We start from the raw sequence: 18,284 nt of genomic DNA on the forward strand, positions 1-18,284 counted from the left end.
CCGGCTAGTCGAGGTGGAACTTCGACAGCTCGCGGTGCTCGCCGTGGATGCGGCGCACCGTGCCGGTGGCGGAGCGATAGACCACGGTTTCCGTGGTGATCACTTCCTTGCCGAAATGGACGCCCTTCAGCAGCGCACCGTCGGTCACACCAGTGGCGGCCACGATCACGTCACCGCGGGCAAGGTCTGTCATGTCGTACTTCTTGTTCGGATCGGTCACGCCCATCTGGAACGCGCGGGAGCGCTTCTCCTCGGTATCGAGGATGAGACGGCCCTGCATCTGGCCGCCGATGCACCGTAGCGCGCCGGCTGCGAGCACGCCCTCAGGCGCAGCGCCGATGCCGAGATACATGTCGATGCCAGTGTCGGCTGGCTTCGTAGTAAAGATCACGCCCGCAACGTCGCCGTCCGTGATCAGGCGAACGCCGGCGCCCGTCTTGCGGATCGCCGCGATCAGCTCCGCGTGGCGCGGACGGTCGAGCACGAGGCAGTTGATCTCGTTCGGCTTCACGCCCTTCGCCTTTGCGAGAGCATGAATGTTGTCCTCCGGCGAAGCATCGAGATCGACTACACCCGCGGGATAACCAGGACCTACGGCGATCTTATGCATGTAGACGTCGGGAGCCGCCAGCAGAGTTCCGGCCTCGGCCATGGCCATGACGGCAATGGAGCCCGGCATGTCCTTGGCGCAGAGGGTCGTGCCTTCGAGCGGATCGACCGCGATATCGACCTTCGGGCCCTGCTTGTTGCCGACCTTCTCGCCGATGAAAAGCATCGGCGCCTCGTCACGCTCGCCCTCGCCGATCACCACAGTGCCGTCGATGGGCAGCTTGTTCAGCTCACGCCGCATGGCGTCCACGGCGGCTTGGTCGGCCGCCTTCTCATTGCCGCGCCCGCGCAGGCGGGCGGAAGCCACCGCCGCACGCTCAGTGACGCGAACGAGTTCCATGGTCAGGATGCGCTCGATGATTTGCCCCGGTTGGACGGTAATGCCTTGCGACATGGATGGGTCGACTCCCTCTTGAAGGTGACCGGCGGGCCTTTGCCCGTCCGATGATTAATCTCGCTCGATGCGAATGACTTGGGGCGGCTCGGCGATAAGACCATCCCTCGAGATCTTCTCCACGGCGGAGCGAATGGAAGCTTCCGTCGCCGCATAGGTGATGAGAACGAGGGAGACTGGCGCGCCCGAGCGGCCGTGGGGATCCTGCGTCGCGGCGATCTCGGAGCGTTTCTGCAGAATGCTCTCTAGGGAAATGTCCTCTTCCGCCATGCGGGTGGCGACACCGGCGGCCACGCCCGGGCGGTCATGAACCGTGAGGCGGATATAGTAGCCACCCTCGTGCCTCTGCATGGGAGCACGAGGCGCCTTCTCCAGTTGGCCGACAGGCCTGCCGAAGAGGGGCTGTGCCACACCGGCGGCCACATCGGCGATGTCAGCCACCACGGCGGAAGCAGTCGCATCGCCCCCTGCTCCGGGTCCGATCAGCGTGAGCTCGCGGACCGCGTCCGCATCGATGGTCACGGCGTTCGTGACGCCCATGACCTGCGCGATGGACGAGGTCCGCGGCACCATGGTCGGGTGCACACGCTGCTCGATGCCGGTCTCCGTGCGCTCGGCAACGCCCAGCAGCTTGATGCGGAAGCCCAGCTCCTTCGCCATGGCGAGATCGAGAGGCGTGATGGAGGAAATCCCCTCCACATAGATCGCATCGGCATCGATCTCGGTGCCAAAGGCAAGGCTCGTGAGGATGGCGAGCTTATGGGCGGTATCGAAACCTTCCACATCGAAGGTCGGGTCGGCCTCCGCATAACCGAGGCGCTGAGCGTCCTTCAGGCATTCCTGGAAGGTCAGACCCTCCATTTCCATACGGGAGAGGATGTAATTGCAGGTACCATTGAGAATGCCATAGAGCCGGGAAATCCGGTTGCCCGGCAAGGCCTCACGCAGGGTCTTGATGATCGGGATGCCGCCCGCAACCGACGCCTCGAAGGCGATCGACACGTCCTTGCTCTCGGCAATCCTTGCGAGTGCCAAACCATGCTTGGCGAGCAGAGCCTTATTTGCCGTAACGACATGCTTGCCGCTGGACAGAGCCGTCTCCACCACTTCAAGGGCTGTCCCATCGGCACCGCCCACCAGCTCGACCACGCAATCCACATTCGCCGAGCCCGCAAGGTCTACGGGATTATCGAACCACGTGAACCTGGAGAGATCGACGCCGCGATCCTTGAGCCTATCTCGGGCCGATACGGCTACGACTTCAACAGGCCGGCCGCCCCTCTGGGTGACGGTCTCGTTCCGGCGTTCGAGGATCCGAATGACCGAAGCGCCAACCGTGCCGAGGCCAGCAATGCCCACCTTGAGAGGACGTATCACGGACAAAAGCTCCCTGTAAAAACCGTTGCTCTTTACGCCTGCCAAGCTCCCATGTCCATGCAGGCATGGAAAACCGGACACTCATACGGGGCAGCCTCGTCCTTAAGGGCTCACCCCCTGCGCGCCATCGGCACCACGTTGTGGAGGGTCTGGTCCGCGTTGTCGAAGAACTTGCGGATATTGCGGGCAGCCTGACGGATGCGCTGCTCGTTCTCCACAAGGGCGATACGGACATAATCATCACCATGCTCGCCAAAGCCGATGCCCGGCGCCACTGCCACATCGGCCTTTTCGACCAGGAGCTTGGAGAATTCCAGGCTGCCCATATCCCGGAACTTCTCCGGAATCTGGACCCAGGCGAACATGGAGGCGCTGGGGGCCGGAATGGACCAGCCTGCCTTCTCGAAGGCATCGATCATCACGTCGCGGCGCTTCTTATAGACCGCCCGCATTTCGCGGATGCAATCGTCGGGGCCGTTGAGAGCGGCGGTCGCCGCGACCTGCACCGGGGTGAAGGCGCCGTAGTCGAGATAGGATTTCACGCGGGTCAGTGCCGCGAGCAGGCGCTCGTTGCCGACGGCGAAGCCTATTCGCCAGCCAGCCATGGAGAAGGTCTTCGACATGGAGGTGAATTCCACCGCCACGTCGATCGCGCCCGGGATCTGGAGGATCGAGGGCGGCGGGTTCTTATCGTCGAAATAAACCTCGGCATAAGCGAGATCCGACAGCAGGATCAGTTCGTGCTTCTTCGCGAAGGCCACGAGGTCCCGGTAGAAATCGAGGGAAGCCACATAGGCCGTGGGGTTCGAGGGATAGCAGACCACCATCGCCACGGGTTTGGGGATCGAGTGCATCACGGCCCTCTCGGCGGCCACGAAGAAGTCCGGGGTGGGTTCTGCCGGAACGGAGCGGATCACGCCGCCCGCCATCAGGAAGCCGAAGGCGTGGATCGGGTAGCTCGGATTCGGCACGAGGATCACGTCACCCGGTTCGGTGATGGCCTGCGCCATGTTGGCAAAGCCTTCTTTGGAACCCAGGGTCGCCACGACCTGTGTGTCGGGGTTGAGCTTCACGCCGAAGCGGCGCTCGTAATAGCCGGCCTGAGCCCGGCGAAGGCCCGAGATGCCCTTGGAGGCCGAGTAGCGGTCCGTGCGTGGCTTACCCACGGTCTCGACCAGCTTGTCGATCACGTGCTGTGGGGCAGCCAAATCCGGGTTGCCCATGCCGAGATCGATGATGTCAGCTCCATTGGCGCGGGCGGCGGCCTTAATACGGTTGACCTGCTCGAAGACATAAGGCGGAAGGCGCTTGATGCGATAGAAGTTAGACATGGTTCTGTCCTCGAGCGGAATCGGATGAATCCGGTATAGATTCTAGCGATTAGTATTGGAATTCGTCTTCTGGGCAGGGCTCTGCGGCTTGTTGACCGGCAGCTTGATCGGCTCAGGCGGAGGCGTTCCGCCCAGACGAGCCGCAGCGGCTCCGGCAGCCTCGTTGCGGGCGCGCAGGGCATCGAGCTCCGACTCGGCTGCCTTGATCTCCGCGGCACTCCGGGCAGGAGTTGGGCGCCCCTCCTCAGCAGTCCCAATCGGCATGTAGTCGAGGTTCTGCGGGCGCGAGCGGGCCACGAAATCCGGGGTCGGTGCAACTTGGGGCCCAGCCCCCACGGCGGTTGCGATATCGCGGACAGGATTGGAACCACCTGTGCAGGCAGCAACGTTAGCAGCAACCAGCACCGTCAGCAGCAGGGCCGGAGCGCGGGAAACCGGAGGAAACTGAATACGCATTGTCGCTAACCCAAGAGATAACTGCACAGATCGAAGATCAAACGCTAAGATGCTCGAAATGAGCACCCTGAGCAATGGCGCGAGATAGAGGGAGATCGCCTTATGGACAAGCCATACGGTGAAGAGAAGGCCCGTTCCTCATCCCCGGATTTCGAGGAGCTCTCCCGCAACATGGCCCGCTTCCTCGAGGGAGCGACAAAGGCAACGGCCGCCTACCTCAAGCCGATAGAGGAGCGCGGCACCCCACCGGAGATCGCAAGCGATGCCTCGGAAGCGATCCGGACCCTGGGCCGCGTTGCGGAAGCATGGATGAGCGATCCGCAGAAGTCCCTCGAAGCACAGACACGCCTCGGGTCCCAGTTCCTCGATCTTTGGGCCTCGACATTCAAAAAGGCGCAGGGCGAGCCCGTCGATCCCGTTGCGGAGCCCGAGTCCAAGGACAGCCGCTTCAAGGATCCGGAATGGTCCGAAAATCCCGTCTTCGATTTCCTGAAGCAGGCCTATCTGATCTCCTCACGCTGGGCGGAGGACATGGTTGAGGAGGCCGAGGGTCTGGACGAACGGACGCGCCACAAGGCGCAATTCTATCTCAAGCAGATTTCGAGTGCCCTCTCGCCTTCGAACTTCCTCCTCACCAATCCCGAACTCATCCGCGAGACGTTCAAGGAAAACGGAGCGAACCTCGCTCGCGGCATGGCGATGCTGGCGGAGGACATTCAGGCGGGTCGCGGCGAGCTCAAGATCCGCCAGACCGATCCCACCAATTTCAAGATCGGCGTGAACATCGCGACCACACCGGGCAAGGTCATCTTCCGCAACGACCTGATCGAGCTGATCCAGTATGCGCCGATCACCGAGCAGGTGCTGAAGCGCCCGCTGCTGATCGTGCCGCCTTGGATCAACAAATACTACATTCTCGATCTCAACCCGGAGAAGAGCTTCATCCGCTGGGCCGTGGCGCAGGGCCTCACCGTATTCTGCATCTCGTGGGTCAACCCGGCAGAGCAGCATGCGGAGAAGGGGTTCGAGCACTACATGCGCGAGGGCGTCTTCGCGGCGCTCGATGCTATCGAGCACGCAACCGGCGAAAAGAAAGTGACAGCCATCGGCTATTGCGTGGGCGGCACCTTGCTCGCCGTCACGATGGCCTACATGGCGGCCAAGCGCGACAAACGCATCGATAGCGCGACCTTCTTCACCGCGCAGGTGGACTTCACTCATGCGGGCGACCTGAAGGTGTTTGCGGACGAGGAGCAGATCCGCGCCATCGAGAGCGACATGAAAAAGCGCGGCTATCTCGATGGATCGCGCATGGCCAATGCCTTCAACATGCTGCGCCCCACCGACCTGATCTGGTCGAACGTCGTGAACGTTTACATGAAGGGCCGCCCCCCCACCGCCTTCGATCTGCTCTACTGGAATTCGGATTCCACGCGCATGCCGGCAGCGAATCACGCCTTCTATCTGCGCAACTGTTACCTGGAAAACAAGCTCGCCAAGGGAGAGATGGAACTGGCAGGCGTGAAGCTCGATCTGAAGAAGATCAAGGCACCAATCTTCAACCTCGCGACGAAGGAAGATCACATCGCCCCTGCCCGCTCCGTGTTCCTGGGGTCAAAGGCCTTTGGAGGTCCGGTCGATTTCGTCCTTGCCGGATCGGGCCATATCGCGGGCGTGGTCAACTCACCCAACAAGCCGAAATATCAGTTCTGGACCGGCGGCCCCGTCGCAGGCGAATTGGAGGACTGGATGGCCAAGACCACGGAAAATCCGGGCTCCTGGTGGCCTTATTGGTTCTCGTGGATCGAGAAGCAGGCTCCCAAGAAAGTGCCCGCGCGGGAGCCGGGTGGCGGCAAGCTCGAGCCGCTTTGCGATGCGCCCGGGACTTACGTCTTGCTGAAGGCCTGACGCGAGCCGCACCAACGCAACTCTTCTTCGTACGCACCCAGAGAAAAGGCCGGCGTCACCGCCGGCCTTTGTATTTTGAACCCTTCGGCTCTCAGTATTTGCGAACGATCGGAGCTGCCGGGATAGCCACCTTCGCATCGTCCCAGCGATAGCGCAGGCCCACCGAGATGATGTCGACATCCGATTCCACGTCAGCCACGAAGGGCAGCCCAGGGCGGAAGTCCTGATGGCCTTCGACGATGCGGATATCCGTCTCCTTCGCGAAGATGTGGGTGTAGGCGACGTCGAACGACAGCTTGTCGTTCCACTGGTAGCCGAGACCAAGCGAGGCCCAGACACGATCGTTGTCCGGCAGACGGGTCGAGCGGATCTCCGTATCGATCGGAGATTCTTCGTAAGCCACACCGGCGCGCACGATCCACTGGTTGTTCAGCCTGTAGTCTATGCCCAGCGAATAGAAGAAGCCGTCGTCGTAATTGAGCGGAAGCTCCTGGACGACAGCTCCGGTGCTCGCACTGGTGACGAGCGGAGTCCTCAGAACGCTCCAGTTCGTCCACTCGAAGCCGAGGTGGACCGTCATAGCAGGTGTAATCACCTGCGAGAGGCCGACGGTGACCTGGTCAGGAGTCTTGAGAGTCGCGTCAATCGGCGTCCGAACCGCAACAGGAGCAACAACGCCCGCGGGAAGCGTAAAGGATCCTTCGAGGTTATGCTCGATGGCCGAACGGTAGCCGACGCCGATCGTCGTTCCTGCGAATGGAGTGATGGTCAGACCGGCCGTGAAGCCGAAGCCGATATCGTCGCCTTCGAGAATGCCGCTCGGCTGGCCAGGAAGGACAGCGGTGGCGGGCACAGTGATCGGGGTCGGCACTGCACTCTTCAGGCGGATGTCGAAATACTGGAGCGTTGGGCCCGCGGCGACCGACAGCCAATCGGTCACCTTCACGCCGATGACCGGATTGATGTTCGCAGAGAAGATTCGTGACGAGCGGGAATAGACCTGACCGGCCCAGTTCTCCCGGGGATCGGTTACGAGACCGTAGGGAGCGGTGCTGGAAAGACCGACCCAAAACCTGTCGTTGATCTGGTAGGAGGCGAAGCCGGTCGGCACGATGGCATCCTGCCCGATATCACCGGAAGCGCCAAAAACGGCGGTCGGCGTCCGCAAAGGATCCGGATTGATATCGATGCGCGGAACAATCAGCGAAAGATGCCACTCGCTGTGCCAGCCGGGAGCCATCGTAATGACGGCAGGGTTCCAGAACATCGAGGAGAGATAGCCCGAGCCGGAAGCGGCACCAGCGAAGGAGTAGCCCTGCGCAGTGGCGCTCTGCTCACGGACTGCGAAACCGCCGGCTTGGGCGCCTTGAGCGGCAATGAGAGCGGCAATGAGAGCGGCGAAGGAGATTGCGGCGAGGGACAAAGAACGATTGGAACGGCTCATGGAAGCTTCCTGCCCTTTTCTGTTTTGTAGCGGGGAATCCCGCATTGGCCGCAATGTGCCAATGCATTATTTTTACCGCAATCTCCTTGTGAGCCGCCAAACATGTCTTAGACAAACCTAAATACTGTCCATATTTTCTGTTTTTTATTCAAGAAATCTAAAGCTTAGCCGTCAAATATACGATCCACTACGGTTGGTTCATATGTAAACCAATGTATTTGGAACGCACCACTGCAATTTTGCCGCGTTATACCTGACAGGGGACATTTCGTGCTTTGTCAGGCCTCGTGGCAAAACGGCAACATATTTGTGTCTAGAAAATGCATTGTAGGCAGGCGCGAACGCGCCAAATAGCAACGTGCCGTTACAAGAGGAGCGCTTGATGAAGCTGGTGAGGTTTGGGGAATACGGACGCGAGAAGCCGGGAATCATCGATGCCCAGGGGCAGATCCGCGATCTGTCGGGCGTGGTCCCGGATATTACAGGTGCAACTCTGTCGTCGGAGAGCCTGTCCCGCATCCGCAATGTCAATGCTGGCACGCTCCCCCTCGCCCCGTCGGGACAGCGCCTCGGCGCCTGCGTCGGTCAGGCCCGCAATTTCATCGCCATCGGCCTGAATTATGCGGATCACGCCGCCGAAACGGGTGCGCCCATTCCGGCGGAGCCCATCGTCTTCAACAAGGCCCCCTCCTGCATCGTAGGGCCCAATGACGACGTCATTATTCCGCGCGGATCCCAAAAGACTGACTGGGAGGTTGAACTCGCCATCGTGATCGGCGAGCACGCCTCCTATGTCGGCGCCAACGAGGCACTGGACTATGTGGCCGGCTACTGCGTCTGCAACGACGTCTCCGAGCGCGAATTCCAGCTGGAGCGCGGCGGCACGTGGACTAAGGGCAAGGGCTGCCCGACCTTCGGTCCCCTCGGTCCCTGGCTCGTGACGAAGGACGAAATTCGCGATCCGCAGAATCTCTCCATGTGGCTCGACGTGAACGGCGAGCGCATGCAGACCGGCTCCACCACGACCATGATCTTCAACGTGGCGAAGATCGTCTCCTACGTCTCCCACTTCATGATCCTGGAGCCAGGCGATGTGATCACCACCGGCACGCCGCCTGGTGTCGGCATGGGCATGAAGCCGCCGCGCTATCTGAAGGCCGGCGACGTGGTGAGCCTCGGCATCGAAGGCCTCGGCGAGCAGCGCCAGCGCTTCGTTGCTTTCGAGGAGGCTCAGCCGGATACGAGCAAGGGACACTAACGCCCTGGTGGACGAAACCACCTCGTCATGCCCGCACTTTGTTGCGGGCATCCACGTGTTTTCTCACCCAGTCATGAAACTGTGGATGGCCGGGACAAGCCCGGCCATGACGGTTCCCTGTTCTGGGTGCTCTTAAGCCAGCCCCAGCATGAGCTCGATGTTCTGCACGGCGGCGCCCGAGGCGCCCTTCCCGAGATTGTCGAGGCGTGCCACCAACACCGCGTGATTGTAGCTGTCGTGCTTGAAAATGAAGAGTTCCAGGCGGTCCGTGTCGTTGAGCGCCTCGGGCTCGATACGCTCGATCTTCTTGCCCTCGGAGATCGTCGGCACGACGCTCACCAAACCACCGCCCCGATAGCGATCGATCAATGCCTTCTCCAGCTCGATCGCCTTCGGCTTACCCGGCAGCAGATCAAGGTGGAGCGGAATGCTGACCAACATGCCCTGCCGGAAATTGCCCACTGAGGGAATGAAGATCGGGCGGCGGATCAGGCCGGTATATTTCTGCAGTTCGGGCACATGCTTGTGCTCGAAGCCAAGACCGTAGAGCTCGAAGGCCGGAGCCGTGCCGGCCTCGTAAGCCTCGATCATCGTGCGCCCGCCGCCGCTATAGCCGCTCACCGCATTCACGCTGATCGGATAATTGGGCGGTATCAGACCCGCATCGACCAGTGGACGCAGGAGCGCGATGGCACCGGTGGGATAGCAGCCGGGATTGGCGACGCGCTCGGCAGTCGCGACCGCCCGCTTCTGCTCCGACGTCAGCTCCGCGAAGCCATAAGCCCAGCCAGGGCTCACCCGGTGTGCGGTGCTGGCATCGAGGATCTTCGGCTTCTTGCCACGCAAGCCATCGACGAGCGCCACCGTCTCGCGCGCCGCATCGTCATGAAGGCAGAGCACCACGAGATCGACCTCGGCGAGAATTTCACGCTTGGCCTCAGGGTCCTTGCGGCGCTCGGGATCGATGCTGCGGATGGATACACCCGATACGCTTTTCAGGCGTTCGCGAATGCCGAGGCCGGTCGTTCCCGCCTCGCCGTCGATGAAGACGGTCTTCGTGCCTTGCGAGAGATCCGCAGAATTCTGGGGCATGGTTGTCATAGTCGATCAGGTCCGCCTGTGGCCGCCAATCAGGCTAAAGCCAATAACGCCGATAAAGTTCTGGAGAAACAAAAAAGCCGCGCATCGGCGCGGCTTGCGGGGTCAGGCCATTCAGACAGCCGTCATCGCACGCGCGCTGGGGCGGCGATCATTCGGCGTCGGAGAATTTTCAAACTGATGGCCATGCGAGCTCTTATGCGAGTGAAAACCCTCTTCTGTCAATACACTAAGCTTGAGTGATGAAGTATCTTCATCTTTCAACATGGATGCTTTCGGTATTGTACGGCTCAGATGATGGTGAACTTAGAGTACGCGAGAGCCGTCATGTTGGGGAATTGAGCGATCAGCATCTACATTCGCCGCTGGGCCGCCATTCCTGCATGAGACTGAAAAAGCCCCGGGCTTGGAAGCCCAGGACCTTGCTTGATATTCCTATCAGGTCAGATGACGACGAAGTCGTTGTAGGCGATGGCCTTGTTGGCCCCGATGTTGGCGAACACCACATACCCGCCGGCCCGGTTGCCGTTGCTGTCGTACCAGAGATCGCCGGTCCTGCTGTTGTAGCCAATGTAGTCGTTGGCATCTGCAGCCGCAGCGCCCAGCTTGAACGAGGTGGAGCTGAGCACGCCCATCCTCGTCAGCGACCGGAAGACCGCGTTCTCCAGTTGGACTGTATCGTAGGTCTTGTTCCAATCCAGGATCCGGTCCTAGTTGGTGGCGCTGTTCAGGGCCGTGTTGAACACAAACACATCAAAGCCCGTATCCGTGCCGCCGTAGAGCTGGTCGTTGCCCGCGCCGCCATTGAGGGTATCGTTGCCACCATTTCCGATGAAAATGTTCGCAAGCGCAGTACCGATGAAACCATCTGCGCCGGATGAACCCGTCAGATTCTCGATCGAGCTGAGAATGTTGTCGCCCTCACCCCTGGCTAGGCCCCGACGTAGATCGACGGTGATGGCCACTTCGCCATCGAACACGACGGTGTCGATCCCGGCGCCGCCGTCCAGAACATCGGCTTCAAGACCGCCGCGGAGAGTGTCGTTGCCGCCATTGCCGAGCAGCATGTTGGCATTATTGTCTCCAGTGAACACGTCGTTGCCCGAACCTCCAGAGAGGTTATCGATATTGATCAACGTATCGAAGCCATAGCCCCTGGTATTCTGAGCCTGGCCTTGTAGAGCAAGGCTCACAACCGCAACCGCAGAGCCGGAATAGGAAGCCGTATCGGAATCGGCGGCAGAGCCCCCTTCCACAGTGTCGTTTCCGAGGCCCCCTTCGAGAGTATCGGCTCCAAGCCCACCGGAGAGCCTATTGTTGAGAGCATTGCCGATCAAGAGATCGTTGCCGTAGTCGCTGCGGACATGCTCGATGCCGATGAACGTATCCATCCCCTGGCCCGTGTCCTGCGCGTCCGTCAGGCGCAGATCGATGGTGGCGTTGCCTGCACGAAAGATCACAACCGTATCGTTTCCTGAACCGCCATCGACGATGTCATCGCCATCCCCTGGCTCAAAAACCTCGTCTCCGTTGCCGCCGAAGACAGTATCGTTTCCGCTGCCTGCATCGATAGTGCCAATAACGGCCCCAAACCGGCCGTCGGAAAGATCGGCATTTCCACCAAAGTCGATGCCGCCGTCGATGAGTCCTTCATTGATGATCTGCTCCGAAGCAGCGCCCCCGGTAACGGCGCCAAGAATACCAAGCCCGACAATAATTCCTTTATTATAAAGGTGGGATGTTCCTACATTAGCTGTGAAACTAATACCTGAGTCATCTCCATAGATTGAGCCGGTATTGACAACGTCATGGTTGCCGGAGAGCTCAATGACGTTGCCAGCTTGGCCGATTATAGTACCTGCATTAGTGATACGGCTTTGGCCAGGTGCGGCAGATCTGCGGACATTAATGCCGACGCTTCCGGTTATTGTGCCGAAATTCGCAATTTCATTCCCCGATCCGGACAGGTCGATTCCTACAAGCCCGGAGACAGCGCCCGTCTGGCCAACGACGATATTCATCGTGCTGCCCCCGATGCCCCTGTCATTAGCAATCACGGATCCAAGAATATTCAGCCTGTCGTCCGTCCCTGTCGAATGGATTCCATCAGCAGCTAATCCGGAAGCCTTGATCGTTGCCTCCACCCCGAGGAAGACCGTATCGAACCCATCGAGATCGACCGCATGGTCGCCGAAAGCTGACGTGGCCGGGCAAGGGTTCAGGGTATCGTAGGAATAAGCAGTCGTAGAAGCTTTTCTCCGGTTTCCAGGCCAAGACAGACAGCGTTTCAAATTGATGATATATCATAATTTTGTCTATCCAAAAAGAAAGGGCGGCTGATAAGCCGCCATCGGTCGACAAACAAAAAGGGCGGCCGAGAGCCGCCCTTTTCGAAATGTGTAGCCTGGAAGCGATTAGCGCTTCGAGAACTGGAAGCTACGGCGAGCTTTCTTCTTGCCGTACTTCTTACGCTCGACGACGCGCGGATCGCGGGTCAGGAAGCCTTCCTTCTTGAGCGGGCCGCGGAGCTCCGGCTCATAGTAGGTCAGCGCCTTGGCAAGGCCGTGGCGGACCGCACCGGCCTGACCGGAGAGGCCACCGCCGTTGACGTTCACGACGATGTCGTACTGGCCTTCGCGCTGAGCGATCTGCAGCGGCTGCGACAGGATCAGGCGGAGAACCGGACGAGCGAAGTAAACCTCGACGGCACGGTCGTTGATGGTGATCTTGCCGGAACCGGGCTTGATCCACACACGGGCGACAGCGTCCTTACGCTTGCCGGTGGCGTAAGCGCGACCAAGGGAGTCGAGCTTCTGGACGTGCTTCGGAGCTTCCGGAGCGGCGGCCTGGGCGTTCTGACCCAGATCGGCGAGAGACTGAAGGGTCGCCATGGATTAGGCCCTCACGTTCTTGGCATTGAGGGCAGCCACGTCGAGCACCTCCGGCTGCTGAGCGGTATGCGGATGCTCAGCGCCGCCGTAGACGCGCAGGTTGCCCATGATCTGGCGGAAAAGCGGGCCGCGGGGGAGCATGCGCTCCACAGCCTTCTCGACCACGCGCTCAGGGAAGCGGCCGTCCAGGATGAACTTGGCGGTGCGCTCCTTGATGCCGCCCGGATAACCGGTGTGATGGTAATACACCTTCTGCTCGCGCTTGCGGCCGGTGAACACCACCTTGTCGGCGTTGATGACGATAACATTGTCGCCGCAGTCGACGTGGGGCGTGTAGTTCGCCTTGTGCTTGCCACGCAGACGCATGGCAACGATCGTCGCGAGACGGCCAACAACAAGGCCCTTCGCGTCGATCACAACCCACTTCTTCTCGACCTCGGCGGGCTTCAGCGAAGTCGTAGTCTTCATTGCGCTGTTTCCCGTTGGAGCCCATCGGGGCTCAGGTTCTGAAAAACGACAAACCGCCGCGAAATGCGGCGGCGAGTGAGAGGGTGTTTAGTGGTTTTGCACCCACAAGTCAACGGCACTTCCGCAGAACAGGGAAACGCTAAAACCTAATCAATTCAATGCATTAAACCGATGTGGTATTAAAATACCAGGAATGTGGTTTTATAATACCACACGAGATTTGCTGTTTTTCACAGCTACGCTATCGTCCTGCTTCTCGCCAACTCTCAGCAAGAGGAATCAAGATGGCCGATAATCTCATCTTCTACACCCATCCTCAGTCGCGCGGGCGGATCGTCCGCTGGATGCTCGAGGAGGTCGGCCATCCTTACAAGACAGAGATTCTGCAGTTCGGAACCTCCATAAAGAGTCCGGACTATCTCGCCTTCAATCCCATGGGCAAGGTGCCGACAATCATTCACGACGGCACGGTGGTCACCGAGGCGGCGGCCATCTGCGCCTATCTGGCCGATGTCTTCCCCGAGGCGGGGCTGGCTCCGCCCCACGGTGACCGCCGCCGGGGCCCGTATTACCGCTGGATGTTCTTTGCCGCGGGGCCTGTCGAGGCGGCTCTGAGCAACAAGGCTTTCGGCTTCGAGGTGCCCACCGAGCGGCGCAGCGTGATCGGCTACGGCAGCGTCGAGGACGTGGTGAATGCTCTGGAATATGCCGTCACCCAGTCCGAATACATCGCCGGCGACCGCTTCAGCGCCGCCGATGTTTATGTCGGCTCGCAGATCGGCTGGGGCATGATGTTCGGAACACTCGAGAAGCGCCGCGCCTTCGAGGCTTATTGGAAGCGGATCAGCTCACGCCCAGCCGCCATCCGTGCGAGGGAGATCGACGATGCTCTGGTGGCCGCCCAGCAGCAGGCCTCGCAGTAAGGGACGGATGTGCCGCTCCTATCGGCGATCCGGGATCGAATAGGTCCCGGTCGCATGGCAGACCACATCGGAACTGCCTTCCGAGAAGATCGAGACCTCTCCCACGGCAAGCCGCCTGCCGAGCTTGAGCAGCCTGCAATCCGCGATCAGGGCGCGGGGCTCGGGCTTTCTGAGGAAATTGAAATTGAGGCTCGTGGTGACGGCAAGCGCCACGGGGCCGATATGGGCGAGGATCGCGGCATAGAGCGCGAGATCGGCCAAGGTCATCATGGAGGGACCGGAGATGGTACCGCCCGGGCGTAGATGCCGGTCGTGATAATCCATCCGCATCCGCGCACAGAGCGGCCCGATCTCATCGACGAAGAAGGTCTGTCCACCCTCATGGATCTGGGGAAACTCCCGATCCAGGAAGGCTGTCAGTTCGTCCTTGCTCATGATCGGGTGATGAGATGTCATATTTCACAATGCTCGTTGAACTGCCCTGCCCTTTCCCATACGTTCCCGCCATGGATCACAGCAATTACCCGAACGATTACATCCGCGGCATTCTCAACAGCGTGAAGACCATCGCGCTCGTGGGCGCCTCGGCGAATCCCGCCCGCCCGAGCTGGATCGTCACCAAGTATCTGCTGGAGCGGGGCTATGACGTCATCCCCGTCAATCCGGGGATCGCCGGCACTGAACTGCTCGGCAAGAAGGTGTACGGCTCGCTCGCCGAAGTGCCCGGCCCTATCGACATGGTCGAGATCTTCCGCAATTCGGAGGCCGCAGGCCCGATCACTGACGAGGCGCTTGCTCTCGATCCCCTGCCGAAGGTGATCTGGATGCAGCTTTCGGTGCGCAACGACGAAGCTGCCGCCAAGGCGGAGGCGACAGGCATCAAGGTGGTGATGGACCGCTGCCCCAAGATCGAATTCGGCCGCCTCTCGGGCGAGATCTCCTGGCAGGGCGTGAATTCACGGATACTCAGCTCCAAGAAGCCTGTCCTCTCCGGCAAGGGTTTTCAGAAGCTTGGCCTCAATCGCCCATAAGTCTTAAATGGGAGCCCTGGGCACCTCCTTGACCGAACGAACGTTTCGTTCTTTAAAGAGAACAGAACATCGTCTCTAAGAGGAAAAGGCTCCTGCCATGTCTGATCGTCTGCCAGGCTTCAACACGCTTGCCATTCATGCGGGGGCCGCCCCCGACGCCGCAACCGGCGCCCGTGCCACGCCCATCTATCAGACCACGTCCTTCGTGTTCGACGACGTCGATCATGCGGCCTCTCTCTTCGGCCTGCAGGCTTTCGGCAACATCTACTCGCGTATCGGCAACCCGACCTGCTCCGTTCTGGAAGAGCGCGTTGCGGCGCTTGAGGGTGGCACCGCAGCCCTCGCCGTCGCTTCGGGCCACGCGGCGGAATTCCTGACGTTCCATACACTGCTTCAGCCGGGTGATGAATTCATCGCAGCGAGGAAGCTCTATGGCGGCTCGATCAACCAGTTCAATCACGCCTATAAGAACTTCGGCTGGAACGTGGTCTGGGCCGATTCCGACGATCCCTCGACCTTCGAGGCAGCCGTCACGCCGAAGACCAAGGCGATCTTCGTCGAGTCCATCGCCAATCCGGGCGGCGTGATCGTCGACTTGCAGGCCATCGCGGCTATCGCCAAGAAGCATCGCATTCCGTTCATCGTGGACAACACGATGGCCTCCCCATACCTGATCCGTCCCTTCGAGCATGGCGCCGACATCATCGTGCATTCGGCCACCAAGTTCCTTGGCGGTCACGGCAACTCGGTTGGCGGACTGATCGTGGATGGCGGTTCGTTCAACTTCGCCGGCGATGACCGCTATCCGATGCTCTCCAAGCCTCGCCCCGAGTACGGTGGCATGGTGCTGGGCGAGACTTTCGGCAATTTCGGCTTCGCCATTGCTGCCCGTGTGTTGGGCCTGCGCGATCTCGGCCCTGCGCTCTCGCCCTTCAACGCCTTCCTGATCCTCAACGGCATCGAGACCCTGCCGCTGCGCATGCAGCGCCATTCGGACAATGCGTTGGCCGTTGCCGAGCATCTGTCGAACCACAGCAAGGTGTCTTGGGTCAGCTATCCGGGGCTGCGCACGGATCGCTATCACAACCTCGCCAAGCAGTACTGCCCAAAGGGTGCTGGTGCGGTGTTCACCTTCGGCCTGAAGGGTGGCTACGAGGCGGGAGTGAAGCTCGTGTCGAACCTGAAGCTCTTCTCGCATCTTGCCAATATCGGCGACACGCGCTCGCTGGTGATTCACCCGGCCTCGACCACGCACCGTCAGCTCACCGACGAGCAGAAGACCCAGGCCGGCGCCGGCCCCGAGGTGGTTCGCCTTTCCATCGGCCTTGAGGACACGGAAGACCTGATCGAGGATCTCAACCAGGCTCTGGACGCGGCTTAAGCCTTCGCGCTTCTTCGTCATGCCCGGGCTTGTCCTGGGCATCCACGCCTTTGTTGTCTTGCAGGTTTCTAACAGGCGGATGGCCGCAACGAGTGCGGCCATGACGGCGAGAGGCGAGTATTCGGAAAATAAAAGGGCGGCTCGGAGCCGCCCTTTTTGATTCAGCGAAGGCCGCTGGGTTTAGGCAGCGCGCGAGGAGCCACCGGCCTTCTTGTAGGTGCTGTGAATGGCGTTGAGCGAACGCTCCAGAGCCGTCCACAGGCGTCCGATTTCCTCGGCTCCCTGCGAGTTCGGCTCGTACTCCTTCGCGCCCTCGCCCGTTGCAAGCGCAAGGGTCAGTTCGGGGCGATGGGTGATCTGGCCAGCCCAGACGGGAACCTGCAGTGCATTGAGAGCACCGCGGGCATCGGCCACCACGGGAGACTCCGCATCGCCGTGCTTGGCCGGAGCGGCATTGATCACGGCAGCGTAAGGCTTGCGGAGTTCGCGTGCGATAGCAACCGTATCCTGCAGAGCCGCGATGTCGAACAGGCTGGCCCGGGTGGGAACGATCACGAGAGTGGCGTGCTTGATGGATTCGGCGACGATATGGGACTTGTTGGGCGGCGTGTCGACCAGAACCCATTCATAGCCTTCGCGCTTGGCCTCTTTCAGGGTTTCGCCAAGGCTGCGCACATTGTGCTTGAGGCCGAGATGCTCCTGATGGCGGATCCTGTGCCACAGCGACAGAGATCCCTGCGGATCATTGTCGATCAGCAGCGTCTTGCGGTTTGGATTGGCAATATAGCTCGCGAGATGTGCAGCGAGCGTGCTCTTACCCGAGCCGCCTTTCCGCGAAGCAAAGACCAGCACATTCATGCTTGACTCCTCATAAGCCTATCAAAGCCCGCCGCCCTTGGTTAATGCGAGCTTAATATTGTTCATCTGTAGCAGAACAGGACCTGATTTCCTAATTCCACCTTCGATCACTCTGTGTATATCCCCAAGCAGAACGCGCGTTTTTTGAGCAAAAGGCCGTGCCCCAAGGCCAAGCCTTCACAGCTCGGCCTGAGGCACCCCTTCCTTTCACGACGTGAAAGCCAGGGGTAGCACGGAACGGGAGCCGCAAGACCAAGATCCCAGGATTCAATAGAAGAAGGATGATTTGGATCCGACAACCAGCGGGAAACGAGGATTATTTGCTTGAAACACCGCCCTCTTGTAATCCTCTAACAATGTCGGAACCACCCTTAAGCCTAGTCGTTAAGCTCCCGACTTCACCAGTGAAATGGAGCTGACAATGTCGAAGAAGATTCTGATTACTGGCGCTATTCTCGCGGCTCTCGCCCCGGTTGGCGCTTTCGCCCAGGACCCGGCGGCTGGCGGCGCTGCTGCTGGCGCAGCGACGGGTGCCGTCGGCGGCGCGATCGTCGGTGGTCCGGTCGGTGCGGCTGTCGGTGGCGTAACCGGTGCGATCGTGGGCGGCCTTGCCGGTGACGCACAGCCCCGTTTCCGTCAGTATGTCGTGACTCAGGGCGTTCCGTCCTATCGCTATACGGAAGAGGTTCGCGTGGGCGCTACCCTGCCTGCTTCGGGCGTGCAGTACTATGAGGTTCCCGCCGAGTACGGCGTGACCCAGTATCGCTACACGGTGGTCAACGACACCCCTGTTCTGGTCGATCCCGGCACTCGCCGCATCGTCCAGGTCGTTCGCTAATCGCTAGTGGAATGATCGA

18 protein-coding genes are annotated in these 18,284 nt (G+C 60.4%); 6 read left to right on the top strand and 12 right to left on the bottom strand.

Annotated features, from left to right (window positions below):
- Nucleotides 1-4: 4 nt before the first annotated feature.
- The 4 genes from glpX to AA309_RS15085 all read right to left on the bottom strand — a co-directional run bounded on the left by glpX (nt 5) and on the right by AA309_RS15085 (nt 4,167).
- Nucleotides 5-1,003 carry a class II fructose-bisphosphatase gene (gene glpX / locus AA309_RS15070; RefSeq protein WP_047189845.1) on the bottom strand — a complete coding sequence of 333 codons (999 nt, stop codon included), beginning with the start codon at nt 1,001-1,003 and terminating at the stop codon, nt 5-7.
- Nucleotides 1,004-1,057: 54 nt separating this feature from the next.
- A complete protein-coding gene (locus AA309_RS15075; protein ID WP_047189846.1) occupies nt 1,058-2,380 on the bottom strand; it encodes a homoserine dehydrogenase in 1,323 nt (440 codons plus the stop codon).
- 110 nt (nt 2,381-2,490) lie between these two features.
- Nucleotides 2,491-3,711: an LL-diaminopimelate aminotransferase gene (locus AA309_RS15080; RefSeq protein ID WP_047189847.1), complete on the bottom strand. Its 1,221-nt coding sequence runs from the start codon at nt 3,709-3,711 to the stop codon at nt 2,491-2,493.
- A 42-nt stretch (nt 3,712-3,753) separates the two neighbouring features.
- Nucleotides 3,754-4,167 (bottom strand): hypothetical protein, encoded by a 414-nt coding sequence (locus AA309_RS15085; protein ID WP_200901992.1) that lies wholly within the window; start codon nt 4,165-4,167, stop codon nt 3,754-3,756.
- 102 nt (nt 4,168-4,269) lie between these two features.
- Here AA309_RS15085 and AA309_RS15090 point away from each other — a divergent pair, with 102 nt between their 5' ends.
- Entirely contained in the window at nt 4,270-6,075 is a 1,806-nt protein-coding gene (locus AA309_RS15090) for a PHA/PHB synthase family protein (protein ID WP_047189848.1), read from the top strand.
- A gap of 91 nt (nt 6,076-6,166) precedes the next feature.
- On the opposite strand, the gene AA309_RS15095 is transcribed toward AA309_RS15090, so the two are convergent.
- Nucleotides 6,167-7,519: an OmpP1/FadL family transporter gene (locus AA309_RS15095; protein WP_084731262.1), complete on the bottom strand. Its 1,353-nt coding sequence runs from the start codon at nt 7,517-7,519 to the stop codon at nt 6,167-6,169.
- A gap of 382 nt (nt 7,520-7,901) precedes the next feature.
- On the opposite strand from AA309_RS15095, the gene AA309_RS15100 reads away from it, so the two are divergent.
- Entirely contained in the window at nt 7,902-8,777 is an 876-nt protein-coding gene (locus AA309_RS15100) for a fumarylacetoacetate hydrolase family protein (protein ID WP_047189849.1), read from the top strand.
- A gap of 132 nt (nt 8,778-8,909) precedes the next feature.
- Here AA309_RS15100 and argC read toward each other — a convergent pair whose 3' ends face one another.
- From argC to rplM, 5 genes are all read right to left on the bottom strand, one after another.
- The gene (gene argC, locus AA309_RS15105; protein WP_047189939.1) at nt 8,910-9,869 is read right to left on the bottom strand and encodes an N-acetyl-gamma-glutamyl-phosphate reductase; all 960 of its coding nucleotides are present in this window, start codon (nt 9,867-9,869) and stop codon (nt 8,910-8,912) included.
- A 449-nt stretch (nt 9,870-10,318) separates the two neighbouring features.
- Nucleotides 10,319-10,504, bottom strand: coding sequence for a hypothetical protein (locus tag AA309_RS15110; RefSeq protein WP_150117581.1), 186 nt, complete (start codon nt 10,502-10,504; stop codon nt 10,319-10,321).
- Between the two features lie 81 nt (nt 10,505-10,585).
- On the bottom strand, nt 10,586-11,896 hold the full coding sequence (locus AA309_RS15115; protein ID WP_160310469.1) for a calcium-binding protein: 1,311 nt from the start codon (nt 11,894-11,896) through the stop codon (nt 10,586-10,588).
- A gap of 393 nt (nt 11,897-12,289) precedes the next feature.
- Nucleotides 12,290-12,766, bottom strand: a complete 477-nt coding sequence (gene rpsI / locus AA309_RS15120; RefSeq protein ID WP_047189852.1) for a 30S ribosomal protein S9 — start codon at nt 12,764-12,766, stop codon at nt 12,290-12,292.
- 3 nt (nt 12,767-12,769) lie between these two features.
- Nucleotides 12,770-13,234: a 50S ribosomal protein L13 gene (rplM, locus tag AA309_RS15125; RefSeq protein WP_047189853.1), complete on the bottom strand. Its 465-nt coding sequence runs from the start codon at nt 13,232-13,234 to the stop codon at nt 12,770-12,772.
- 284 nt (nt 13,235-13,518) lie between these two features.
- Here rplM and AA309_RS15130 point away from each other — a divergent pair, with 284 nt between their 5' ends.
- Nucleotides 13,519-14,157 (top strand): glutathione S-transferase family protein, encoded by a 639-nt coding sequence (locus AA309_RS15130; RefSeq protein ID WP_047189854.1) that lies wholly within the window; start codon nt 13,519-13,521, stop codon nt 14,155-14,157.
- Between the two features lie 18 nt (nt 14,158-14,175).
- Here AA309_RS15130 and AA309_RS15135 read toward each other — a convergent pair whose 3' ends face one another.
- Nucleotides 14,176-14,613, bottom strand: a complete 438-nt coding sequence (locus AA309_RS15135; protein WP_047189855.1) for a PaaI family thioesterase — start codon at nt 14,611-14,613, stop codon at nt 14,176-14,178.
- A 50-nt stretch (nt 14,614-14,663) separates the two neighbouring features.
- Here AA309_RS15135 and AA309_RS15140 point away from each other — a divergent pair, with 50 nt between their 5' ends.
- A complete protein-coding gene (locus tag AA309_RS15140) occupies nt 14,664-15,188 on the top strand; it encodes a CoA-binding protein (protein ID WP_047189940.1) in 525 nt (174 codons plus the stop codon).
- Between the two features lie 97 nt (nt 15,189-15,285).
- On the top strand, nt 15,286-16,569 hold the full coding sequence (locus tag AA309_RS15145; protein WP_047189856.1) for an O-acetylhomoserine aminocarboxypropyltransferase: 1,284 nt from the start codon (nt 15,286-15,288) through the stop codon (nt 16,567-16,569).
- A gap of 180 nt (nt 16,570-16,749) precedes the next feature.
- Here AA309_RS15145 and AA309_RS15150 read toward each other — a convergent pair whose 3' ends face one another.
- Entirely contained in the window at nt 16,750-17,427 is a 678-nt protein-coding gene (locus AA309_RS15150) for a ParA family protein (protein ID WP_047189857.1), read from the bottom strand.
- A 421-nt stretch (nt 17,428-17,848) separates the two neighbouring features.
- Here AA309_RS15150 and AA309_RS15155 point away from each other — a divergent pair, with 421 nt between their 5' ends.
- Nucleotides 17,849-18,265 (top strand): DUF1236 domain-containing protein, encoded by a 417-nt coding sequence (locus AA309_RS15155; RefSeq protein WP_047189858.1) that lies wholly within the window; start codon nt 17,849-17,851, stop codon nt 18,263-18,265.
- The last annotated feature ends 19 nt before the right edge of the window (nt 18,266-18,284 follow it).

Origin of the sequence: Microvirga vignae (assembly GCF_001017175.1) — a bacterium.
In the GTDB taxonomy this organism is placed as follows: domain Bacteria; phylum Pseudomonadota; class Alphaproteobacteria; order Rhizobiales; family Beijerinckiaceae; genus Microvirga; species Microvirga vignae.